Annotated in this window: 19 protein-coding genes and 1 riboswitch; all 19 genes read left to right on the top strand. The window is 47.9% G+C overall.

The window, feature by feature from the left end; genetic code table 11:
• Positions 1 to 108 precede the first annotated feature (108 nt).
• A complete protein-coding gene (locus WKT10_RS01715) occupies positions 109 to 2,739 on the top strand; it encodes a cation-translocating P-type ATPase (protein WP_340275036.1) in 2,631 nt (876 codons plus the stop codon).
• 98 nt (positions 2,740 to 2,837) lie between these two features.
• Entirely contained in the window at positions 2,838 to 3,734 is an 897-nt protein-coding gene (locus WKT10_RS01710) for a fumarylacetoacetate hydrolase family protein (RefSeq protein ID WP_340275034.1), read from the top strand.
• Positions 3,735 to 3,771: 37 nt separating this feature from the next.
• Complete coding sequence (locus tag WKT10_RS01705) at positions 3,772 to 4,236, top strand: methylglyoxal synthase (protein WP_066544843.1); 465 nt, start codon at positions 3,772 to 3,774, stop codon at positions 4,234 to 4,236.
• A gap of 25 nt (positions 4,237 to 4,261) precedes the next feature.
• Positions 4,262 to 6,748 carry a 1,4-alpha-glucan branching protein GlgB gene (gene glgB / locus WKT10_RS01700; RefSeq protein WP_340275032.1) on the top strand — a complete coding sequence of 829 codons (2,487 nt, stop codon included), beginning with the start codon at positions 4,262 to 4,264 and terminating at the stop codon, positions 6,746 to 6,748.
• A gap of 58 nt (positions 6,749 to 6,806) precedes the next feature.
• Entirely contained in the window at positions 6,807 to 8,297 is a 1,491-nt protein-coding gene (locus tag WKT10_RS01695; RefSeq protein WP_340275030.1) for a sensor histidine kinase, read from the top strand.
• A complete protein-coding gene (locus tag WKT10_RS01690; RefSeq protein ID WP_337434156.1) occupies positions 8,297 to 9,085 on the top strand; it encodes a response regulator transcription factor in 789 nt (262 codons plus the stop codon). Before WKT10_RS01695 ends, WKT10_RS01690 begins: the two co-directional genes overlap by 1 nt.
• A gap of 168 nt (positions 9,086 to 9,253) precedes the next feature.
• On the top strand, positions 9,254 to 10,387 hold the full coding sequence (locus tag WKT10_RS01685) for a TRAP transporter substrate-binding protein (RefSeq protein WP_340275028.1): 1,134 nt from the start codon (positions 9,254 to 9,256) through the stop codon (positions 10,385 to 10,387).
• Between the two features lie 138 nt (positions 10,388 to 10,525).
• Positions 10,526 to 11,050 (top strand): TRAP transporter small permease, encoded by a 525-nt coding sequence (locus WKT10_RS01680; protein WP_337434154.1) that lies wholly within the window; start codon positions 10,526 to 10,528, stop codon positions 11,048 to 11,050.
• Entirely contained in the window at positions 11,050 to 12,342 is a 1,293-nt protein-coding gene (locus tag WKT10_RS01675) for a TRAP transporter large permease (RefSeq protein WP_340275025.1), read from the top strand. The genes WKT10_RS01680 and WKT10_RS01675 overlap by 1 nt, the downstream gene beginning before the upstream one ends.
• 87 nt (positions 12,343 to 12,429) lie before the next feature.
• Positions 12,430 to 12,906 carry a YcxB family protein gene (locus WKT10_RS01670; RefSeq protein ID WP_242962942.1) on the top strand — a complete coding sequence of 159 codons (477 nt, stop codon included), beginning with the start codon at positions 12,430 to 12,432 and terminating at the stop codon, positions 12,904 to 12,906.
• Between the two features lie 55 nt (positions 12,907 to 12,961).
• The gene (locus WKT10_RS01665) at positions 12,962 to 13,936 is read left to right on the top strand and encodes a TRAP transporter substrate-binding protein (RefSeq protein WP_334302643.1); all 975 of its coding nucleotides are present in this window, start codon (positions 12,962 to 12,964) and stop codon (positions 13,934 to 13,936) included.
• Between the two features lie 123 nt (positions 13,937 to 14,059).
• The gene (locus tag WKT10_RS01660) at positions 14,060 to 14,665 is read left to right on the top strand and encodes a cytidylate kinase-like family protein (protein WP_066545300.1); all 606 of its coding nucleotides are present in this window, start codon (positions 14,060 to 14,062) and stop codon (positions 14,663 to 14,665) included.
• A gap of 93 nt (positions 14,666 to 14,758) precedes the next feature.
• A complete protein-coding gene (locus WKT10_RS01655) occupies positions 14,759 to 15,844 on the top strand; it encodes an AI-2E family transporter (protein WP_340275023.1) in 1,086 nt (361 codons plus the stop codon).
• Positions 15,845 to 15,895: 51 nt separating this feature from the next.
• The gene (locus WKT10_RS01650) at positions 15,896 to 16,645 is read left to right on the top strand and encodes a MurR/RpiR family transcriptional regulator (protein ID WP_340275021.1); all 750 of its coding nucleotides are present in this window, start codon (positions 15,896 to 15,898) and stop codon (positions 16,643 to 16,645) included.
• A gap of 132 nt (positions 16,646 to 16,777) precedes the next feature.
• A complete protein-coding gene (gene ascF / locus WKT10_RS01645) occupies positions 16,778 to 18,184 on the top strand; it encodes a PTS cellobiose/arbutin/salicin transporter subunit IIBC (protein WP_337933839.1) in 1,407 nt (468 codons plus the stop codon).
• A gap of 2 nt (positions 18,185 to 18,186) precedes the next feature.
• Positions 18,187 to 19,614, top strand: coding sequence for a 6-phospho-beta-glucosidase (ascB, locus tag WKT10_RS01640; protein WP_337434150.1), 1,428 nt, complete (start codon positions 18,187 to 18,189; stop codon positions 19,612 to 19,614).
• 129 nt (positions 19,615 to 19,743) lie between these two features.
• Positions 19,744 to 19,840: riboswitch (purine riboswitch) on the top strand.
• Positions 19,841 to 20,119: 279 nt separating this feature from the next.
• Positions 20,120 to 21,475, top strand: a complete 1,356-nt coding sequence (locus WKT10_RS01635; RefSeq protein WP_445292985.1) for an NCS2 family permease — start codon at positions 20,120 to 20,122, stop codon at positions 21,473 to 21,475.
• 27 nt (positions 21,476 to 21,502) lie between these two features.
• Positions 21,503 to 22,783, top strand: coding sequence for an amidohydrolase family protein (locus WKT10_RS01630; protein ID WP_340275017.1), 1,281 nt, complete (start codon positions 21,503 to 21,505; stop codon positions 22,781 to 22,783).
• 104 nt (positions 22,784 to 22,887) lie between these two features.
• A complete protein-coding gene (locus WKT10_RS01625; RefSeq protein WP_066545296.1) occupies positions 22,888 to 23,469 on the top strand; it encodes a DNA-3-methyladenine glycosylase I in 582 nt (193 codons plus the stop codon).
• The last annotated feature ends 43 nt before the right edge of the window (positions 23,470 to 23,512 follow it).

Here is a 23,512-nt window from a genome sequence, read left to right as displayed (position 1 = left end):
TTAAACAGAGTGTACAGACCGGATGCTTCCGGGGCCGCTCAAGGATGGTCCCGGGAGCATTTTTCGTTGCGGTTTTTACAGATCCAGAGTATAAAAGGGGGAGCCGGAATGACAGAATGGTACAGCAGATCAGAGGAAGAGGTTTTAAGGGAGCTTTCCTCCTGCCGCCGGGGGCTGACCGATGCAGAGGCCCATTCCAGGCTGGAAAAATATGGGGAAAATGTTCTATATGAGCGGGAGGCTGTACCCTGGTGGCAGATTTTTCTAAGTCAGTTTAAGGATCTTCTGGTAGTGATCTTAATGATCGCTGCCGGGATATCCATGGCTACAGGAGATCCGGAGAGCGCTCTGGTTATTTTTACGGTTTTGTTTTTAAATGCCCTGTTGGGAACGATCCAGCACAGGAAGGCGGAAAAATCCCTGGAAAGCCTTCAAAAGCTGTCCTCTCCTGAGGCCAGGGTAGTGAGAGAGGGACAGTCGGTTACCATTCCTTCCTCGAACGTAGTGCCGGGAGACCTGATGATTTTAGAGGCCGGAAGCCTGGTACCGGCAGATGGCCGGCTGCTGGAAGTTTATGGACTTACGGTGAATGAAAGCTCTCTTACCGGAGAATCGCTCAGCGCAGAAAAACATACCGGGTGTCTGAGAACGGAAGGAGAGCGGCTGTCTCCCGGAGATCAGGTCAATATGGTATTTTCCGGTTCTCTGGTTACCTCCGGGCGGGCTGCCGCAGTAGTTACAGCCACAGGAATGAATACGGAGATCGGTTCGATCGCTTCTTTGATGAACCGGGCAGAGGTACAGAAAACACCCCTGCAGATTAGCCTGGACCATTTTTCCGGTCATCTGGCGCTTGGCATCATGGGAATCTGTGTTTTGGTTTTTGGACTCAGTGTTTACCGGAAGGAACCTGTACTGGACGCGTTGATGTTTGCCGTGGCTCTGGCTGTGGCGGCAATCCCGGAAGCATTAAGCTCCATTGTCACCATTGTCCAGGCCATGGGAACCCAGAAAATGGCAAGGGAGCACGCGATCATCAAGGATTTAAAGGCAGTGGAAAGCCTTGGCTGCGTATCTGTGATCTGCTCTGATAAGACGGGAACACTGACTCAGAACCGTATGGAAACAGAGGCGGTCTACATCAATGGAAGAGAAATGGAGACGGATCAGCTGAAAGAGTATGCGGGATCAGGAAAAAAGGATGCGAAGCTCTTTTTAATGGCAGCCGCTTTAAATAATAATACATCTCCATCTGCTGGGGATAAGGAGGGGGATCCGGTGGAGCTGGCCCTGTTTCATATGGTTCAGGCTGCCGGAGCAGTCCCGGAACAGCTGCGCCTGTGCTGTCCAAGAAAAGGGGAGATTCCCTTTGATTCTGCAAGAAAGAGAATGACGACCATCCATGAGGTGCAGGGGGAAGAAATCATGTTTGTTAAGGGTGCTCCGGATGTGCTGCTGGAGCGTTGCACACGGATCATAAATCCTGCCGGAGCAGATCTTGTTCCGTCACGACAGCTTTCTGCTTCCGACCGGGCGGCGATTTTAAATCAGAATCAGGAATGGTCCTTACGGGGGCTCAGGATTTTGGCATTTGCCTGCCGGTTCGGAGTCAAATGGCAGGAGGATCCGGAAACAGACCTTGTGTTTCTGGGGCTTGCGGCAATGATGGATCCGCCCCGGCCGGAGTCACGCCCGGCAGTGGCTGCGGCCCGTCAGGCCGGAATACGCACGGTGATGATCACAGGAGATCACCGGACAACGGCAATGGCTGTAGCAGGCCGGATCGGCATTTTTTTGCCCGGAGATCTGGCGCTTACAGGAGCCCGGCTGGATCAGATGACAGAAGAAGAACTGGAAAAAAAGCTGCCGCAGATTTCTGTTTATGCCCGCGTATCTCCGGAGCATAAAATACGCATTGTAAAAGCATGGCAGAACCGGGGGCATATCGTAGCCATGACGGGCGACGGGGTAAATGATGCTCCCGCCCTGAAAAAAGCAGATATCGGCATTGCTATGGGTCTGGGAGGAACAGAGGTGTCAAAGGATGCCGCCTCCATGATTCTGGCGGATGACAATTTTGCTACGATTATCAAGGCTGCTGCCAATGGAAGAAACGTATACCGCAATATTAAAAATGCCATCCAGTTTCTTTTGTCCGGAAATATGGCAGGGATTCTGTGCGTCCTTTACACTTCGCTTTTGGGGCTTCCCCTTCCCTTTGCTCCGGTTCATCTGCTGTTTATCAACCTGATCACCGATTCTCTCCCGGCAATCGCCATTGGGATGGAGCCGGCAGAGGATGGACTGCTTAAGAAACCGCCCAGAGACCCGAAGGAAGGGATTTTGACTCCTGGCTTTGTCGGACAGATCTTTTTTCAGGGCGGCCTGATGGCGGGAGCAACCATGTGGGCCTGGAGCCTGGGAATGAGACAGGGGGGAGAAGCTCTGGCCTGTACCATGGCATTTTCTGCGCTTACACTGGCGCGTCTGTTTCACGGCTTTAACTGCCGCAGCAGCTATTCGATCATACAGCTTGGCCTTCTCAGCAATCCGGGCAGTCTGGCGGCATTTATGCTTGGGAGCATTCTTTTGGCAGCGGTTCTTTTTGTGCCGGGGCTGCAGATGTTTTTTGCCGCATCCGATCTCATGCCGGTTCAGGCGGCGGCTGTAGGAATGGCTGCATTTCTTCCTACAGTGGTGATACAGCTGGGAAGGATTTTCAGGGATGCGCAGCAGTAAGAGACTGAAAAAATAGAAATCAGAGCCGAAAAGTAGAAAAAATCGGAAAAATGTGGTACAGTAGACAATAAGTGAGTGCAGAATACAGGAGGCCGTCAATGAAATTTGTTACATATGAGATTGAACATAAGAGAAGACTGGGCGTTATAAACAGGGATGGAACATGGATCTATCCGTTGCGCTCTCTGGATATGGATTATAAAACCATGCAGGAGCTGATCGAGGGCATCAGTGAGTCTGAAAAGCAGCTTCTGGAGTATGTGTCAGGACAGGATCCTTATAAAATCAAAGGGGCAGTTCCCGCAGAGGAGGCTATCCTTCTTGCGCCTATTCCTCATCCTGTGCAGGATGTGATCTGCCTGGGCATCAATTATATGGCCCATGCAGAGGAATCGGCCCGCTATAAGAAGGAGGCCTTTGGCGGAGAGCGCCCCTTTGCCGTATATTTCTCAAAACGGGTCAGCGAAGCTACGGGTACAGGCGCTGAAATCCCCAGTCATAAGGAGTTAGTGCAGGATTTGGATTACGAAGCTGAACTGGCGGTTATTATTGGAAAGGACGCAAAAAATGTGCCTGTCTCCGAGGTGAAAAATTATATTTTCGGTTATACGGTGATCAATGATGTGAGCGCCAGAACCCTTCAGACCCGTCATAAGCAGTGGTATTTCGGCAAAAGCCTGGATGGATTTCTTCCCATGGGACCTTGTATTGTTACCGCGGAGGAATTTCCCTATCCGCCCAGGTTTTCCATTCAGTCCAGGGTAAACGGAGAGCTTCGCCAGGACAGCAGTACAGAGCTTATGATATTTGGCATTGACCATGTGGTAAGCGAGCTTTCTGCCGGAATGACCCTGAAGGCAGGCACCATTATCGCTACAGGAACGCCGGCCGGTGTGGGAATGGGCTTTGATCCGCCCCGTTTTTTAAAGCCCGGGGATGTGGTGGAGTGCTCCATTGAGGGAATAGGAACCCTGGTAAACCGGGTTTCAGAGTAGAAAAGAAACAGGCACAGCATAAAAGGAGGCCGGGAAAATGGATTACTTATCAATGACCATTGGAAAACAGAAAAACATTGCGTTGATTGCACACGACCAGAAAAAGCATGAACTGATGGACTGGTGTCTGGAGCATAAGGAAGCACTGTCAAAGCATTTTCTGTGCGGGACAGGCACCACAGCCAGGATGATTACAGAGTATACGGGCCTTTCGGTAAAGGGATACAACAGCGGGCCCTTAGGCGGCGACCAGCAGATCGGAGCCAAGATTGTGGAAGGAAAGATTGATTTTGTGATTTTCTTTTCCGATCCTCTCACGGCCCAGCCTCACGATCCGGATGTGAAGGCGCTTCTTCGGATCGCACAGGTTTATGACATTCCCATTGCAAACAATAAAGCAAGCGCGGATTTTATGATTGCTTCTCCTCTGATGGAAGAGGAGTATGAGCATGATGTGATCAATTTCAGGCAAAATATTTCAGAACGGGCTCAGACATTGTAGCCGGCAGAAGGGGGAAGCTGTATTTATGGAACAGGTATTATACGATTTGATGGATTGGGCGGGAATTGAGGAGCTGACTTATTCGGAGTCTGCAGATCCTCACAGACTTCTGGGATCTCACATAACAGAAAAGGGGCTTTTGATCCAGGCTCTGTTTCCTACGGCTTCGGCTGTAAAGGTAAAACTTTCCAATACGGGAAAGACATATGATATGGAGCTGGCAGATGAAGCAGGCTTTTTTGCAGTCCTCATTCCCAGAAAGACGAAAACAGCCTATACGCTTTTAGTGACCTATGATAATGGGGCGGAGGAAGAAGTTACAGATCCTTACGCCTTTGGCCCTCAGTATACGGAGCGGGAGCTCAAGAAGTTTGAAGCGGGAATTTTCTATAACATCTATGAGAAAATGGGTGCTCATCCCATGACAATAGACGGTGTGGAGGGTGTATATTTTTCCGTATGGGCCCCTTGTGCCATGAGAGTCAGCGTGGTAGGAGATTTTAACCTCTGGGACGGCAGACGCCATCAGATGAGGAAGCTGGGGGAGGGAGATGCAAGTGTATTTGAGCTGTTCATTCCCGGCTTAAAACCAGGCTGCCTTTATAAGTATGAGGTGAAAACGCGGGCCGGGGAACCCATGTTAAAATGTGATCCCTATGCCAACTATGCAGAGCTGCGCCCCAATAATGCCTCCATTGTGTGGGATATTGGAAACTATCAGTGGAAGGATCAGGAGTGGATGAAAAAAAGGGCCGCTTCTGATACAAAGGACAAGCCGTTTAATATCTACGAAGTTCATCTGGGCTCCTGGATCCGCAAGGCGTTTGCAGAGGATGAAAATGGAAATGTGATTGCCGGGTCTGAGTTCTATAATTACCGGGAATTGGCTGTAAAGCTGGCTGATTATGTAAAGGATATGGGATATACCCATGTGGAACTGATGCCGGTGATGGAGCATCCCTTAGACGCTTCCTGGGGATATCAGGTGACAGGGTATTATGCGCCCACCAGCCGATACGGAACCCCGGATGATTTCATGTATTTTATGGATTATATGCATGAAAACGGCATCGGGGTGATCCTTGACTGGGTACCGGCTCATTTCCCCAGAGATGCCTATGGCATGGCCTGCTTTGACGGTACCTGTGTATATGAACACGCAGATCCCAGACAGGGTTCTCACCCCCACTGGGGAACTCTGATTTACAATTACGGCCGTCCCGGCGTATCCAATTTCCTGATCGCAAACGCCTTATTCTGGGCTGAAAAATATCACGCAGACGGTATCCGAATGGATGCAGTTGCTTCCATGCTGTATCTGGACTACGGCAAAAATGACGGCGAGTGGGTAGCCAATATGTACGGCGGAAATGAAAATCTGGAAGCCGTAGAATTCTTAAAGCATTTAAACAGCGTATTTAAGGGACGCAAAGACGGCGCTGTGCTGATCGCAGAGGAGTCCACAGCATGGCCCATGATCACCGGCAATCCAAAGGACGGCGGTCTTGGCTTTGACTACAAGTGGAATATGGGCTGGATGAATGACTTCACCAACTATATGCGCTGCGATCCCTATTTCCGGAAAAATAATTACGGCGGGCTTACCTTTTCCATGCTCTATGCCTACAGTGAAAACTTTGTCCTGGTATTTTCCCATGACGAGGTGGTTCACGGAAAAGGCTCCATGATGGGGAAAATGCCAGGAGAAACTCTGGAAAAGAAAGCAGAAAATCTGCGCGCTGCGTACGGCTTTATGATGTCCCATCCGGGCAAGAAGCTGCTCTTTATGGGACAGGACTTTGGCCAGATTGACGAGTGGAATGAAAATGCTTCTCTGGAATGGGAACTTTTGCAGTATCCTCTTCACAAAAATATGCAGAGCTATGTAAGGGCATTAAACCACATGGTTCTGGAGCATCCGGCTCTTTACGAGGAGGACTTTGACCCCAGTGGATTTGAGTGGATCAACTGCAGCTATCATGAAGAAAGCATGGTTTTATATGTACGCAGAAGCAAAGACGGAAAGGAAACGCTGCTCTTTATCTGCAACTTTGATAATGTGGAGCATGAGAAATTCCGTCTGGGAGTACCGTTTGCAGGCAAATATAAGGAAATCTTCAACAGTGACGCCAGGGAATTCGGCGGTCAGGGCAGGATCAACGCCCGCGCAAAGAGCTCGAAGAAGATTCCATGGGATGACAGAGAGAACTCCATCGAATGCAATATCCCGCCAATGAGCTTTCTGGTATTTTCCTGTACGCCGGAAGCTGGCAAAAAGAAGGCCGGGAGGGCTGCAAAAAGCTCTGTTAAGGAGGCTGCCGCAAAGAAGGAGCCAGAGACCGGCGGAAGAAAGACAGCCGTGGTGAAAGAGGAGCCGAAGAAGCTGGCTACAGCCAGGGAAGAACCTAAAAAACTTTCTACTACAAAAGAGGAACCTAAAAAGATAGTGGAGGCAAAGAGCCGGGAAAGAACCCAAAAGACGGCTCAATCTTTCAAACGCACTGAGTCGTAAAACACAGGAGGGGCCGAGGATACAGACAGAAAGGAAACGCAGATTATAATACAGATCTATGCTTCGTAATATATGGTTAACGATTTCCATCAAAAAGAAGATCGGTATTTTTGCAGCCATGGTCATTTTGATCATGGCTCTTTCGGCTACGTTCAGTATTTGTATTATGAACTTCTCGCTGGGAGGCTTCAATACCATTTTAAATGACAATTCCCGCTGCCATGATTTTCAGGAGGCACTGGATCTTGAGATTGAGTCCTTTGCGGATTATATCCGCGATGCCACACCTGATACGAGAGATCAGTATGTTCTGTCCTGCGTCCGTACAGAGCGCTGTCTCCGCTCCCTTCCCTTTGACTATGCCCGGATTGGCACAGAGCGCTACGCCCGCACCTGGAGTATTTTAAATGGTTATGAAACCTATCAGGCCTATCGGGATGAGCTTGCTGAGACACAGGTAAGGGAAAGCGATTTTGTGGAACGGCTGTACCGGGTGTACAAGATGCAGGAATATCTTCAGACCTATGCCAGACGTCTGGTGCAGGTCACTTTAAAAGAAGGAAATGACAGTTATCAGGAAAAAGTACCTGTATTTTATAACATGCCCTATCTGATTCTGGCTATTTCCGCCGTCTTTATGGGTTTTGTGATGTTTTTAACCAAAATCCTCTCCAACGCGCTGGTATCTCCGGCAGTCCTTCTGGCCCAGTGCGCCAGAAAAATCGCCAAAAATGATTTTACCGGAGAAGATCCCTCTGTAGAAAACCGGGATGAAATGGGCGAACTGGTGCGGGCATTTAACAAAATGAAACGGTCTACAAAGGGGTATATTGATACATTAAAGGAGAATCACCGTATGTCCGAACTGCTCCACAGGGAAGAGATCGAAAGGGTAGAGATGGAAAAGCAGCTTAGCGGAGCCAGGCTGGAGCTGCTGAAAAGTCAGATCAATCCCCATTTCCTCTTTAATACTCTGAATATGATCGCATGCATGGCAAAGCTGGAGGAGGCGGTTACGACAGAGCGGATGATCAGCAGCATGGGCAGCCTGTTCCGGTATAACTTAAAGACCTCAGAGCAGATCGTAACCCTTGCCAGGGAACTGAAGGTGGTGCAGGATTATATGTATATTCAGCAGATGCGTTTTGGAAGCCGTATTCTCTACAGCTGTGATCTTAAGGTTGATGCAGAGCAGGCTATGATTCCGGCCTTTACGCTGCAGCCTGTGGTGGAAAATGCCATGGTTCATGGTTTGTCAAAGAAGGAACAGGGCGGAAGAGTTCACGTAAGGATTTGGGAACAGGGAAACAGGCTTGTTATTTCTGTAGCCGATACGGGACTCGGAATGTCTGAGGAGCGTCTGGCAGAGGTCACGGAGGCCATGAAGGAGCGCCGGACCTCCAGGATTGGAATAGGACTGGGAAATATTTACAAGCGTATCCACATGATGTACAAACAGGGAGAATTCCGGATCGCCAGCATAGAAGGACGGGGCACGGTGATTCAGATGTTCATTCCTCAGGAAAAGCATAACAGGGGGGATAAATAATGTACCGAATGTTGATAGCGGATGATGAAATGATAGAGCGGGCTGTACTGTATAAAATGCTCAATAAAAATCTGGAAGGCCAGTGTGAGATCTATCAGGCAGAAAACGGCAGACAGGCACTGGAGCTGTATGAAAAGGAGAAGATCCAGATTGCTGTTTTAGATATAGAGATGCCGGGGATCAACGGGATCCAGGCAGCAGAGAAGATCAGGGAAAAAGATAAGGATTGTGTGATCGTTTTCCTTACAGCTTTTGATGAATTTTCCTATGCAAAGAAAGCTATTTCTGTAAGGGCCATTGATTATGTGCTTAAGCCATATGATGAAAATGAGCTTATGCTTGTGATCGAGGAGGCCATGCGCATGGTAGAAGAGCAGGGGCAGAGGAAGGAGATGGAACAGTTCTTTCAAAATGAATCGGAGGAAGCTGATTTTGAAGAAGATCCGGTTCAGCCGGAGGATGATAATGATCACATGAGCCGTGTAGGGGCCATGATCCGCTCGTTTATTGAAGAAAATTATATGTATGACATTTCCATGCAGGAGCTGGCACGGAGGATGAACTACTCAGAGCCCTATTTCTGCAAGCTTTTTAAACAGTACTTTGACCAGAATTTTACTGCTTATCTCACCGAGTACCGCATTGCTGAGGCAAAAAAGCTTTTGGAGCAGCCCACTTTTAATATAAAGGATGTGGGAAAAGCGGTAGGCTACAGTGATTCCAATTACTTTACAAAGGTATTTAAGAGGATCACCGGACAGAGTCCGACGGAGTATCGGAATGGGTGATAAGGAAAAATATAAAGAAAATATAAAGAAAGTTAAAATTATACTACGATTCGCAAAAATTTACCATGTTCATTGTGCGCTTTTCCTTATATAATGAAATCAACATAAATAAAGCGTTAAGATATATATCAAAAACGTGAATGATGTATTAAGAGGAGGATGTGTAACATGAAGAAAAGATGGTTAAGCACAGCACTTTGCGCAGCAATGGCTGCAGGTACTCTGGCAGGCTGCGGTCTGAAGACACCAGAGACTACGACAGCTGCTCCGGCTGCAACTGAGGCTGCAAAGGAGGAGACCAAGGCAGAAGAGAAGACTGAGGCGGCAGAGGGTGAGACCAAGGCAGAGGCAGCAGCTTCCGGCAAGTATGACACTGCAAATATGCCTGAGGTAACTCTGGTATACGCAGAGGTTAACCCACTGGATACGATCGTTGGCCAGATGGCTACCGATTTCAAGGAAAAGGTTGAAGAGCTTTCCGATGGAAAGATGACAATCGACGTACAGGCCAGCGGCGTTCTGGGTTCTGAGAATGACGTTCTGGATACCATGTTAGGCGGCGGCGGTACCATTGATATGTCCCGTATTTCCGCATTCGCATTAAATGGCTACGGCGCAAAGAAGTCTCTGCTTCTTTCCATTCCTTATACATTTGCTGACCGTGAGCATTTCTGGAACTTCGCAACCAGCGATCTGGCTGATGAGTTCTTAGCAGAGCCGGTTGAGCAGGGCCTGGGCGTAAGAGGTCTGTTCTACGGTGAGGAAGGCTTCCGTCACTTCTTCTTTAAGGAAGAGGCTAACACACTTGAAGACTTAAAGGGCTTAAAGATCCGTGTTTCCAATGACCCTGTTATGACAGGTATGGTAGCCGGACTGGGCGCTAACGCAACTGTTGTTTCCATGAACGAGCTGTACTCCGCACTGCAGACAGGTGTTGTTGACGCTGCTGAGCAGCCGATCGCAAACTATGCTTCCAATGCATTCCCTGAGGTTGCACCTTACCTGATGCTGGATGGACATACTCTGGGCGCTGTTCAGGTTGTTATCACAGACGAGGCATGGAACGGACTGACTGAGGATCAGCAGGCTATCCTGATGGAGGCAGGCGAGTACGCTTCTGCTAACAACCGTAAAAATTCTGAGAACAAAGAGAATGAGGTTCTGGAGCAGCTTAAGGCTGACGGCGTGACCGTTGTTGAGGTTGAGGATAAGGCTCCATGGAAAGAGGCTTGTAAGGATGTAATCGAGTCCAACACTTCCGATCAGGCTGAACTGTATCAGCAGCTCCTTGATATGGAGTAATCTTGCAGTAAATTTGTAACTGGCAGGACACAGAGAGTTTTGGGTATTTTCTGTGTCCTGTTTTGGTATCACGGAACCTGTTAAAATGTTGTTAACAGACATCCGAATACACAATAAAGAAAAGGGGGAAAATCTGAAATGCCAGAGATTTTCAACAAAATCGACAAGATCAAACCGGCGTATGACCTGGTATACAAGGTTGTACTGCTGATCTGCAAGCTGCTTCTGGTTGCGGATATTGTGATCACATCCATGTCTGTTGTCGGCCGTTACGTTTCCTTTATTCCCGACCCGGCCTGGAGTGAAGAAGTAGTTCTTACCTGTATGTCCTATATGGCAGTGCTTTCTGCAGCACTGGCGATCCGCAGGGGCGCTCATATCCGTATGACCGCATTTGACAATTACTTACCGAAAAAGGTCGTAACTTTCCTTGATATCCTTGCTGATGTTGCCGTACTGGTACTGGCTGTGATCATGATTACAGTGGGCTGGAAATATGCAACCGGCATTGGTTCCAAGGGTACTTATGTAAGTATGCCAAAGGTATCCAGATTCTGGATGTACTTCCCGGTTCCTTTAGCCGGAGTGGCTATGGTTGTGTTTGAGATTGAGGCTCTTTACAATCATGTGAAAAAGATCTTTGTAAAGGAGGAAGCAAAATAATGGATGCGAATACATTTGCAATTTTAGTTTTACTTGGAAGCTTTTTCCTGATGATCTTCCTGCGTTTCCCCATCGCTTATGCGGTTGCTCTTTCTTCCGTATTCTGTCTGGTAGCTCAGGGACATAACCTGACTACGATCTGCCAGCAGATGGTAAAGGGAATCAGTTCCTTCAGCCTGATGGCTGTTCCGTTCTTTATCACCATGGGATGCCTTATGGGCTCCGGCGGTATTTCCGAAAAGCTGATCGCTCTGGCAAATGCCTGCGTGGGCTGGATGCGCGGCGGTATGGCAATGGTAAACATCGTTGCTTCCTATTTCTTCGGCGGTATTTCCGGTTCTGCATCTGCAGATACAGCTTCCTTAGGTTCCATCCTGATCCCTATGATGGTTGACCAGGGCTATGACGGAGATTTCTCCACTGCAGTTACGATTACATCTTCCTGTGAGGGACTTTTAGTACCTCCAAGCCACAACATGGTTATCTACGCTACCACAGCCGGCGGTATTTCCGTAGGAAGCCTGTTCTTAGCAGGATATATTCCGGGCGCTCTGTTAGCTGCTTCCCTGATGATCGGCTCTTACATTATTTCTGTAAAGCGCAATTATCCAAAGGGCGACAAGTTCAGCATGAAGGTGCTGTTAAAGCAGTTCAGCGTTTCCTTCTGGGCTCTGGCAGCCGTTCTGATCGTTGTAGTAGGCGTAGTAGGCGGTGTGTTCACAGCTACTGAGTCCGCAGCGATCGCTGTTATCTACAGTCTTCTTGTAAGTGTATTTATCTACAAGGGACTTGACTGGAAGGGCGTATGGAGAGTTTTAGGCGACTGCATCGACACACTGTCCATCGTACTGATCCTGATCGCAACCTCCAGTATTTTCGGTTACTGCCTGACACAGCTCCATGTGCCTCAGCTGGCAGCAGCAGCCATTACAAACTTTACCAATAATCCGATCGTACTGGCACTGCTGTTAAACCTGATCCTTCTGGTTTTAGGCTGTATCATGGATATGGCTCCGATCATCCTGATCGCAACTCCTATCCTTCTGCCGATCGCAACCTCTATCGGTATCGATCCCATTCAGTTCGGTATCATGGTAGTATTAAACTGCGGTATCGGCCTTCTGACTCCTCCGGTTGGTTCCGTTCTTTTCATCGGTTCCGCCATTGCAAAGCTGCCAATGGAGAAGGTTGTAAAAGCTACCCTTCCATTCTACCTGTGCATGATCATTACGCTGCTTCTGATCACATTTGTACCGGCAATCAGCCTGTGGCTGCCTCAGGTATTGGCATAACAGCAGAAATCATTTATAATTAACAATCATGAAGCCGTTCTGATGCTTTATCAGGACGGCTTTAAAAATCACTTCGGAGGAAGGCTTATGTATCAATATACCTATCGTCTCAGCAATGGAGAATACTGGCGTCTGTCTATGTACTATACGTATGGATCTATGGTAGGCGTGTGCAATCTGATATTTACAGCGGCTTTATTTATCCTTACCTATGTAAAATGGGGAGGAGCGGGATGGGGCTACCGGGCCATGCTGATCTTAGGCTGCAGTCTGTTTACCGTGCTTCAGCCCCTGGCGATCTGGAGACGTTCCAAAAAGATTGCTTCAGCGATTAAAGAGGATACTCATATCATGATTGACGGCAAGGGGATCCATGTGACTGTGGGAACGGCTCATACGGATATTGTATGGGACAAGATCCGCCGTATTTCAAAGAAACCGGATATGCTGGTGATCTTTTCCGATACGACCCATGGATATGTGCTTACGGATCGGGTGCTGGGAGGAGACCGTGAAGCGGTCTATTCGTTTATCACTGCCCGTATGAATCATGGAAAAAAGTAAGGAGGAAGCAGTGAAAGGGAAGAGAAACATCCTGGCTGCCGGCCTGATCCTGGCGTTGTCCGCCTCGGTATGGGGGTGCCAAAGCAGAGAGAAGGGGGCCGGGGAAGAAAATGTACCAGAGTTTGTGCTGACCTATGCGGAAAATCAGGCAGAGGACTATCCTACTACTCAGGGAGCTTACAGATTTGCAGAACTGGTAAAGCAGAGAACCGGAGGAAAGGTGGAAATCCTGATCAATGCCGAGGGGATTCTGGGGGATGAGAGAACGGTGATCGAGCAGCTTCAGTTCGGCGGCGTTGATTTTGCCCGTGTGTCTCTGTCGCCTTTATCGGAATTTGTGCCGGAATTGAATGTCCTTCAGCTTCCCTATCTGTATACAGGTGCGGAGCATATGTGGAAGGTGCTGGAAGGGGAAATCGGGGACAGCTTTTTAGGTTCCTTTGAGGGCTCCAGTCTGGTAGCTCTTTCCTGGTATGACGCAGGAGCCAGAAATTTTTACAATTCGGTCCGTCCCATAGAGAAGCTGGAGGATATGAAGGGGCTTACCATCCGTGTTCAGGAGTCGGAGCTTATGAGCGACAGCATCCGTGCGCTGGGAGCCGTGCCGAAGCAGATGGCTTACGGGGAAGTTTATTCCGGCCTTCAGACCGGGGAAATCGACGGAGCGGAAAATAACTGGCCCTCTTATGAGTCCACAAGGCATTATGAGGTAGCCAGGTATTACACCATCGATGAGCATACCCGAGTGCCGGAGCTGCAGCTGGCGGCCCAGTCCACCTGGGATAAGCTGCCTGAGGAGTACAGAACCATTATTACCCAGTGTGCCAAAGAATCCGCAAGGTATGAGCGTTCTCTGTGGAAGGAGCGTGAGGCGCAGTCTGAGCAGAATATCCGTGAAGCAGGCTGTATCATAACAGAGCTTTCCAAAGAAGAAAAGTCCCGCTTTCAGGCTGCGGTTATGCCTATGTACGGAAAATACTGCAGCGATTATGTGGATATGATCGACCGGATTGTGGCTGAGGGGAGATAAGGAAAAATCACGTCCGGTTCATCCTTGTGGAATGACGGTAAGGTATGCTATAATAGCCCCATAACCGGATGGCTCTTATGGATCCATACAGGCACAGACAAAGGAGAAGGGACGGTGGACGTTATGAATAAAGTAATTACAGTAAGCCGTGAATTTGGAAGCGGTGGACGCGAGCTGGGGGTAAAGCTGGCAGATGCGCTGGGGATTCCTTTTTATGATAAGGAACTGATTTCCATGGCTGCCGACGATATCAATATTGCGGAAGAAGCATTTCGCAGGTATGACGAGCATATTGTGGTGGAAGATCCCCTGGATCGGAATTTTTATCATGCATTTTCTGACATTTACCAGGTTCCCATGTCGGATCAGATTTTCGTGGCGCAGTCGAATGTGATCCGCCGTCTGGCATCCCATGGCCCCTGTATTATTGTCGGCCGGTGTGCTGATATGGTATTGGAGGACAGCATCAATATTTTTGTTTATGCAAAGATGAAAAACAGGATCCGCCGTATGATGGAGCTGGAGCCGGGATCGGATGAAAAGGAAATGGAGCGCCGGATCCGTGAGGTAGACCGGAAGCGGAAGGATTATTATCAGTATTATACTGGAAATACCTGGGGAAAGGCGCAGAATTATCATCTGTGCGTAGACAGCGGACTCGTAGGAGTGGACGGCTGTCTCAGAGCAGTGACGGCATATCTGGGAGAGTTGTGCCGGGATCTGTCTTAAAAAAAGAAAATATATGTTTTATGAATATTATTTTTCCAAAGGCTCATACTAGGAGTGTACAAAGGAAGTACAAATCAAAAAACAGGTGAGTCCATGGAAAAGCCCGGTAAAAAACTGAAGAAATTTTTAATCATAACAGGAACCACAGGATTGGTCTATGCAGGTTTAAAGTACCTGCTGCCTCTTGTGGCTCCTTTTTTCATTGGCTATACGCTGGCCTTGATCCTGCGCCCTTCGGTCCGTTTTATCCGGTATCGTTTTCAGTTTTCTGCATTTGGAAAAACATGGAAAATTCCCTCTGGATTGATCGGAGCAGCAGAAATAGGGATTATATTTGGCGGTCTGGGGATTTTGGTCTGGCAGGGAATCCTGCGCCTGTGCCGGGAACTGCAGCTTCTGGCAGTCCGTCTGCCCCTGTGGATCATGGATTTTGACAGCCGGATGGCGGAATACTGTATGAAAATGGAACGGGCAGCAGGCTTAAAGTCCGGCTGTCTGTTTGAAACAGCAGCTGAAATGACAGCCACATTGGGGGAGAAGGCGAAAGAAAGCCTGATGCCTTTTCTTATGACAAATTCCCTGCCTGCAGCGGCTTTTTTTATACGTCTGACTCTCGTTTGCCTGGTTTCCTTTCTGGCGGCCGTCCTGAGTCTTCAGGAGATGGAAGAGCTTCGGCACAGGCGGGATCAGTCCTTGTTTCGCAGAGAGTTTAATCTTATCGGGAGCCGCCTGGTACAGACTGGGAAGGCATGGTTTAAAAGCCAGGGCATCATCCTTCTTTTAACCTGTGGTTTGAGTATAGGAGCCATGATCTGGATGGGAAATCCATATGCTGTTTTGGCAGGCACAGCCATAGCTCTTCTGGACGCCCTGCCTCTTTTGGGAGCAGGGGCTGTCCTTCTGCCCTGGGCTTTTTTGTGCGTGCTGGGAGGACAGTGGAAGGATGCTTTGATCCTTTCGGCTCTCTATCTGGCCTGTTACTTTGCGCGCCAGTATCTGGAAGCGAAGTATATGGGCAGTGAGGTTGGCTTATCTCCTCTGGAAACACTGGCGGCAGTGTATGTGGGAATGGAATTATTTGGTATTTTGGGATTTATTTTAGGGCCTCTGGGACTGCTTTTGATCGAGGATCTGACAGAGATATGGGAAGGAGGAGCAGACAGAGGGAAACTTACTTGACAGGCAGAAGCTTTGGCTGATAGACTGGTGTTAGAAATGATGGGAGAGGACATGAAAATGTTTGATGTGGAGCAGGTAAAAGCCTTAAATGATCTGGAGAGAATGGTCTATGAATATGTTGTAAAAGATCCTGAAAAGGTGAAATATATGAGGATTCGGGAGCTGGCTGATGAGGTACATGTTTCAACGTCTACCATTCTGCGGTTTTGTAAAAAAATGGGATGCAGCGGCTATTCAGAATTTAAGCTGCAGCTTCGGGATTGTCAGACCAGGAAGGATCAGGCAAACGTAAGGGATGATATTTCAGAAGTCGTTGACTTTCTTAAAAAAACCGCAGCGCAGGAGTTTGAAGATAAGCTGGAAATGCTGGCAGAGGTTATTTTTCATGCAAACCATGTTTTTCTGGTAGGCAGCGGTATGTCGGGGATCGTGGCAAAATATGGAGCGCGGTATTTTTCAAGTATGGGTAAATTCTGCCTGTATATTGATGAACCGCACTATCCTACAGAGAGCAGTTTTTTAAAGGACAGTCTTGTGATCGTATTTTCTGTATCGGGGGAATCCGGAGATACCATCCGGCATGTTATGCGGTTTAAGGAGCAGAACTGCCGGATCCTCAGCATCACGAATACGGAAAACTGCACCATAGCAAAGCTGTCTGATCATAATATTGCATATTATGTCAGCTATATGCGGCTGGGTGATTATGATGTTACAACCCAGATCCCGGCGGTGAGTATTGTGGAACGTCTGGGCAAGAAGCTGTACCGCTATACCTCTAAAGGGCCAGGAGCTATTTGATAAAACATCCTGTTACATATAAAAAACAAGTGATTAAAGGTGTCACTTGTTTTTTTAGGCCCTGAAAGCGATGACAGTAGATGATTCCCTTCGTATAATGTATCTATCAAAATCCTTAAGGGGGAAAAGAAAATGGCAAAAGATTATACGGTTATTTCCAGAAAAATCGTAGAGCAGATTGGTGGGATCGACAACATTGCAAACGTTACTCACTGTATGACCCGTCTCCGCTTTGTGTTAAAGGATGAAACACTGGCAGATGATGAGGCAGTAAAAGCAATTGACGGTGTTATGGGTCTGGTAAAACAGGGAGGACAGTACCAGATCATCATCGGCAACCATGTAGGAACCGCTTATCAGGAGGTTTTAAAACTGGGAAATTTTGGCGAGCAGAGTGAAATTGCCAAAGGTGAGAAGAAAGAACCTCTGACACTGAAAAAAGTGGGAAATAACATTCTGGATGCGATTGTGGGAACCATGTCCCCGCTGATTCCGGCTATCATCGGCGGCTCCATGGTAAAGCTTCTGGTTATGCTCCTTGGAATGGCAGGTATCCTGTCTGCTGATTCAGAAACCTATAAGCTGATCAATACCATTGGCGACGGAGCATTCTACTTCCTTCCGATGCTGGTAGCAGCGTCCGCAGCAAAGAAATTTAAGACGGATATGTTTCTGGCAATTTCCATTGCAGGAGTTCTGATCCATCCGGATTTCAGAAGCATGATGGAGGCAGTTACAGTAGGCGATACAGCGGCTCATTTTATGGGAATCCCCATTGCTTCCGTAAAGTATACCTATACCGTTATCCCGTCAATCTGTATGACATGGATCCTGTCCTATATTGAGCGGGGCGTTGATAAGATCACTCCGGCTGTGACAAAGAACTTCTTAAAGCCCATGCTGATTCTTCTGATTGCGGCTCCCATTGCTATTTTAATCATTGGGCCGGCAGGTATATATGTAGGAGAAGGCATTTCCTCATTCGTTTTCGCAGTTCAGGACAAGCTTGGCTTTGTGGCAGTAGGAATCATGGGCGCGATCTGGCCGCTCCTTGTAATTACCGGTATGCACCGTGTATTTACGCCAACTATTTTACAGACTATTTCCGAGACGGGAATGGAGGGTACAGTAATGCCCTCTGAGATCGGAGCAAATCTTTCACTGGGCGGCGTATCTCTTGCAGTTGCATTAAAAACAAAGAACAGTGAGCTTCGACAGACGGCTCTTGCGGCAGCATCTTCTGCTCTGATCGCAGGAACTACAGAGCCTGCTCTCTATGGCGTTGCAGTGCGCTTAAAGCGTCCTCTTCTGGCTTCTCTGATCACAGGCTTTGTTTGTGGCTGTCTGGCCGGAATCGGAGGGCTTGCCAGCCGTTCCATGGTATCGCCCAGCGTTCTCACCGGAGTACAGTTTATCGATCCGGCGAATCCGGGAAGAAGTATTGCGTGGATTGCAGGCATCACCATTTTATCCATTGTCCTGTCCTTTGTGCTGACACTGGTGATCGGTTTTGAGGATATTCCAGAAGAGGAGAAATAACATTGAGTGATTTCAGAGTACCGGAGAATTTTTTATGGGGAGGAGCCATTTCTGCCAATCAGGCAGAAGGAGCTTATCGGGAAGGAGGCCGTGGGATCAGCAATATCGACCTGATCCCCCACGGTTCCAGTCGTATGGATGTGAAGCTGGGAAAGGTTTCTGATCCTGAGCTGCAGACAGATGCCTTTTATCCCAGCCATGAGGCGATTGATTTTTATCATCATTATAAAGAGGATCTGGCCTTAATGGGGGAATTGGGACTTAAGGTATTCCGCACCTCTATTTCCTGGTCCAGACTGTTTCCTGAGGGAGATGAGGCATTCCCCAATCCGGAAGGAATCGCTTTTTATAAAGACCTGTTTAAGGAATGCCGCAGATATGGGATGGAGCCTCTGGTTACGCTGTGCCATTTTGATGTGCCGTATGGCCTGATCCGGAAATATGGCTCCTGGAGAAGCAGAGAGGTGATCGGCTGCTTTGTACGGTATGCAAAAACATGCTTCAGGGAATTAAAGGGACTGGTAAAATACTGGCTTACATTTAATGAAATCAATATTGTGCTGCACAGTCCGTTTTCAGGGGCAGGAATTGCCTTTGCAGAGGGAGAAAACAGAAATCAGGTTATTTATCAGGCGGCTCACCATATGCTTGTAGCAAGCGCTCTTGTCACAAAAGCAGCCCATGAAACAGATCCAGAAAATAAAGTGGGCTGTATGCTGGCCGGAGGAAGCTTTTATCCGTATTCCTGTAATCCGGAGGATGTATGGGAGTCTGTAAAAAAAGAACAGGAAAATCTGTTTTTCATTGATGTGCAGGTTCGCGGACATTATCCCAGCTATGCCAAAAAGCTTTTCAGGGAAAAGGGTATCTGTCTGAATATGGAGCCGGAAGATTCGGATATCTTAAAAAATACAGTTGATTTTATGTCCTTCAGCTATTATTCCAGCCGCTGTGTGGCTGCGGATATGGCGGATAAGACGTCAAATGAGGGAAATGTGGTGAAATCCGTGAAAAACCCCTGGCTGAAAACAAGCCAGTGGGGATGGGCCATTGACCCTCTTGGTCTTCGGATCACAATGAATCAGCTTTATGACCGCTATCAGAAACCGCTTTTTATTGTAGAAAATGGTCTTGGCGCAAGAGATGTGCTCACACCGGAAGGAACGGTTGAGGATGATTACCGGATCGACTATCTGAAAAAGCACATTGAGGCGATGAAGCTGGCAATGGAAGACGGAGTAGAGCTTATGGGCTATATTGTCTGGAGCTGTATTGACCTGGTGTCTGCATCTACAGGGGAGATGAGCAAACGATATGGGTTTGTTTATGTAGACAGAGATGATGAAGGAAAAGGAAGTCTTAAGAGACAGAAAAAGAAATCCTTTTACTGGTATCAGGATGTAATCCGAAGCAATGGGGAGTATTTATAAACACTTAGAAAATACAAAAAATAAAAGGTACCACAAAAGTTTTTGTATAAAGTACCTATAAAAGAGCTTGGTTTTTCGATACTTTTTAGGATAGACAAATAAAATGGGAATGCTTATAATGAAAGTAACTTCATAAAAGCAGATTTTTTATGTATATCCTGGAGATTGGTCCAGAGTTTCTACCAACTGCCGTAAATAGTTGACTACATAGTTTCATGGGGCTGGTTTTGGGCGGCCGCCATGCAGCTGTGCGCGGTCTTTGGGGCAGATATGAGCAGATTTAGGTTCCGCGTTGGCGGAACCTTTTTTAGTTCATAGGAAAGAGCATCCTATGAAATTCAGTGGGTTACACAAGCAGAGATTATCTGTAGAGAAAGGAGGGATGAGGCAGAACGCACGCAGACTGGCTGCTGATGAAGAAAAATGTGAAAGAGAGGACATAACATTGGAAAAAAGGGAAGGTTTTTTCGAATGGTTTTTTGGGATTTCACAAAGCGGCTCTAATATGCGCACAGAGGTTTTGGCAGGGATCACCACCTTTATCACGGTGGCGTATATCCTGATCCTGAATCCTCAGATCCTGGCTGATCCATTTGTCATCGGGGGAGACATGGATATGGCCTCTAAAATCTCCAACGGCGTATTTATTGGAACCTGCATCGGCGCTTTTATTGGTACGATTCTGTGTGCGGTATATGCCAAGGTGCCTTTAGCTCAGGCTCCCGGTATGGGGCTGAATGCATTTTTTGCCTATACGGTTGTGCTGGGAATGGGGTATACTTATCATCAGACATTGACAATTGTATTTATTTCAGGCGTACTGTTTATCGTAATCACGGCAGTGGGACTGCGCCAGGCGATTATCCGGGCCATACCGGAGCCGATTAAAATGGCGATCACGCCGGGAATCGGCCTGTTTATCACCATTGTGGGATTAAAGAATGCGGGGCTGGTTGTAAGCAATCCCTCTACGCTTGTAAGCATGGTTGATTTTGCCCAGTGGAGAAATGGCGTGGATACACAGCTGATCTGCGGCGCTCTGGTGGCTTTGATCGGACTGATTGTCATAGGAGTTCTTCACACAAAGAATGTAAAGGGTTCGATTCTCTGGGGAATTGTAGCAGCCACAGTGGTAGGAATCCCTCTGGGAGTGACAAAGCTGTCTGCCTTTGACCTGGATCTGGCTGCAAAATTCAGAGATTTTGGTGAGGTTTCTCTGTTTAAAATGGATGTGGCAGGCCTGTTTGAGGGAAAGAGCGTTACAGATGCCATTTTTACTATTATTATGCTGGTACTCAGCTTTTCACTGGTAAATATGTTTGACTCAATGGGAACACTTATGGGAGCAGGACGCCAGTCCGGCCTGATCGACGAGAACGGAGAAGTGATTCATATGCAGGAAGCACTGATGGCGGATGCGATTTCCACAGCAGCAGGAGCATTAGTGGGTACTTCTACCGTAACGACTGTAGTGGAATCCAGCGCAGGCATTGCAGCAGGAGGACGGACTGGAATGACCAGCCTGGTAACAGCAGCTCTTTTCCTTGGAGCCATTATTTTTGCCCCGGTTGTAAGCATTGTGCCGGCAGCGGCAACTGCACCGGCTCTGATCTTTGTGGGCGTTCTGATGCTGAGCAATATCAAGGATGTTGATTTTTCGGATATGACAAACGGACTTCCGGCTTTCTGTACCGTTGTATTTATGCCTTTTACCTATTCAATTGCAAACGGGATTGCAATGGGGCTTATTACATACTGCATTCTGAAGATCCTTGCAAGAAGACCGAAGGAGGTAGAAGTACTGACAGGACTGATCGCTGTGGTATTTGTGTTCCGCTATGCATTTATGACCCTTAGATAAAAGGGAATTGTAAGGAGGATGGAATCTATGGAACAGAAAACATTTGCACTGAAGGGAAATATCATTTATACAAAGGAGCGAACCCGATTTGAAGTGATGGAACAGGGCTGGCTGGTATGTGAAGAAGGCCGGGTTCGGGATGTGTATTCGGTGCTTCCGGAGGAATTAAAGGGCATACCCGTGGAGGATATGGAGGACCGCCTGATTATCCCCGGACTGACGGATCTCCATATCCATGCTCCTCAGTATACATTCCGCAGCCTTGGAATGGACATGGAGCTGTTGGAGTGGCTGGAAACAAATACATTTCCGGAGGAGTCCAAATATAAGGATGCGGAGTATGCCAAAAAGGCCTATGAAATGTTTGCAGAGCAGTTGAAAAAGAGCGCTACCGTGCGGGCCTGCATTTTCGGGACCATTCACAATGAGGCCACGCTGATTCTGATGGATCTTTTAGAGGAGGCCGGGCTTCACACCATGGTTGGAAAGGTAAATATGGATCGCAACAGCCCGGATTATCTATGTGAGCCATCAGCTGAGGCTTCCGCTCAGGCTACCAGGGAGTGGCTGAAGGCCGTAGCTGACCGGAAGTATAAGAATACCAGACCGATTCTGACTCCGCGTTTTACTCCCAGCTGTACAGATGAGCTGATGGAGCTTTTAAAAGAGATTCAGACGGAAACCCATCTTCCGATGCAGTCTCATCTATCAGAAAATCCGGGGGAAATTGCCTGGGTGAAGGAGCTTTGTCCCTGGTCTGAATTTTATGGCGATGCTTATGATAAGTTTGGACTGTTCGGAGGAGACTGCCCCACTGTAATGGCTCACTGCGTTTATTCCGGAAAAGAGGAAATGGCTCTTATGAAGGAGAAAGGCGTATTTGTGGCCCATTGTCCGGAATCCAATACCAATCTCTCTTCCGGCGTCGCACCGGTGCGGCGGTATCTGGAGGAGGGCCTTCATGTGGGTCTTGGAAGCGACGTGGCAGGAGGTTCTACAGAAAATCTCTTTACCGCCATGTCTCAGGCCATCCAGGCATCCAAATTAAGATGGAGGCTGCAGGATGACTCCTTAAAGCCTCTTACCGCAGAGGAGGTCTTTTATATGGCTTCCAAGGGCGGCGGAGCGTTCTTTGGAAAGACAGGAAGCTTTGAGCCGGGATATGAATTTGATGCGGTTATCATTGACGACAGCCGCCTGATCCATCCCCAACCGCTGACGGTGAAGCAGCGTCTGGAGCGAGTGATCTATCTGGGCGACGAACGGGAGGTATATGGAAAATATGCCTGCGGTGAAAAGATTCTGTAACTATTCTGAGAAAATAAAGGTGAAATGATGAGAGGAAAATGTACTCCCGGAATCCCTGTATGGGGCTTTCGGGAGCATTTTCTGTTATACAGGAGGAAGACAGGGTGAAATGGAAGGATGGAAAATGCAGGTGCTGCTGGGCCAATCCAAAGAATGAGCGGTATATCCGCTACCATGATGAGGAATGGGGACGCTCGGTTCATGATGACAGAAAGCTGTTTGAAATGCTGGTTTTGGAGTGTTTTCAGGCAGGGCTTTCCTGGGAATGCATTTTAAATAAGAGAGAGGCCTTCAAACAGGCATTTGATGAGTTTGAGCTGGAAACTGTCTGCGGGTATGGAGAGGAGAAGCTTCAGGAACTGAAAGAAAATGCGGGAATTGTGCGTAATTCTCTGAAAATAATTGCCGCTGTCACCAATGCCCGTATATTTAGAAAGATTCAGGCAGAGTACGGAAGCTTTGACTGTTATCTGTGGCACTGGACAGAGGGAAAGGTAATCTGCGAGACAGGCAAGACAAACTCTGCTTTGTCTGACCGGATTTCAGAAGATCTTAAAAAGCGCGGAATGAAGTTTGTGGGAACTACAGTTGTATATGCCTATCTGCAGGCGGTTGGCGTTGTATGGGGGCATGAAGAAAACTGCTTTCTGTCACTGCATCAGGGAAAGGACATGCAGAAAAAGTAACAGTTTCATAACGGTTTCTTACATTTTTCTGTCTTGTTTACAT

The organism is Enterocloster sp. HCN-30185 (assembly GCF_037890305.1).
Classification (GTDB): Bacteria; Bacillota; Clostridia; order Lachnospirales; family Lachnospiraceae; genus Enterocloster.
This window is presented reverse-complemented; position numbering and strand designations above follow the sequence as displayed.

Excerpts from the sequence above, each read along its gene's own strand:
- WKT10_RS01650 (WP_340275021.1), top strand. The coding sequence starts at position 15,896 with ATGAAAATGTTTGATGTGGAGCAGGTAAAAGCCTTAAATGATCTGGAG.
- WKT10_RS01675 (WP_340275025.1), top strand. The coding sequence starts at position 11,050 with ATGGATGCGAATACATTTGCAATTTTAGTTTTACTTGGAAGCTTTTTC.
- WKT10_RS01715 (WP_340275036.1), top strand. The coding sequence starts at position 109 with ATGACAGAATGGTACAGCAGATCAGAGGAAGAGGTTTTAAGGGAGCTT.
- WKT10_RS01680 (WP_337434154.1), top strand. The coding sequence starts at position 10,526 with ATGCCAGAGATTTTCAACAAAATCGACAAGATCAAACCGGCGTATGAC.
- ascF (WP_337933839.1), top strand. The coding sequence starts at position 16,778 with ATGGCAAAAGATTATACGGTTATTTCCAGAAAAATCGTAGAGCAGATT.
- WKT10_RS01670 (WP_242962942.1), top strand. The coding sequence starts at position 12,430 with ATGTATCAATATACCTATCGTCTCAGCAATGGAGAATACTGGCGTCTG.
- WKT10_RS01690 (WP_337434156.1), top strand. The coding sequence starts at position 8,297 with ATGTACCGAATGTTGATAGCGGATGATGAAATGATAGAGCGGGCTGTA.
- WKT10_RS01695 (WP_340275030.1), top strand. The coding sequence starts at position 6,807 with ATGCTTCGTAATATATGGTTAACGATTTCCATCAAAAAGAAGATCGGT.
- WKT10_RS01660 (WP_066545300.1), top strand. The coding sequence starts at position 14,060 with ATGAATAAAGTAATTACAGTAAGCCGTGAATTTGGAAGCGGTGGACGC.
- WKT10_RS01655 (WP_340275023.1), top strand. The coding sequence starts at position 14,759 with ATGGAAAAGCCCGGTAAAAAACTGAAGAAATTTTTAATCATAACAGGA.
- glgB (WP_340275032.1), top strand. The coding sequence starts at position 4,262 with ATGGAACAGGTATTATACGATTTGATGGATTGGGCGGGAATTGAGGAG.
- WKT10_RS01710 (WP_340275034.1), top strand. The coding sequence starts at position 2,838 with ATGAAATTTGTTACATATGAGATTGAACATAAGAGAAGACTGGGCGTT.
- WKT10_RS01630 (WP_340275017.1), top strand. The coding sequence starts at position 21,503 with ATGGAACAGAAAACATTTGCACTGAAGGGAAATATCATTTATACAAAG.
- WKT10_RS01705 (WP_066544843.1), top strand. The coding sequence starts at position 3,772 with ATGGATTACTTATCAATGACCATTGGAAAACAGAAAAACATTGCGTTG.
- WKT10_RS01685 (WP_340275028.1), top strand. The coding sequence starts at position 9,254 with ATGAAGAAAAGATGGTTAAGCACAGCACTTTGCGCAGCAATGGCTGCA.
- WKT10_RS01635 (WP_445292985.1), top strand. The coding sequence starts at position 20,120 with ATGCGCACAGAGGTTTTGGCAGGGATCACCACCTTTATCACGGTGGCG.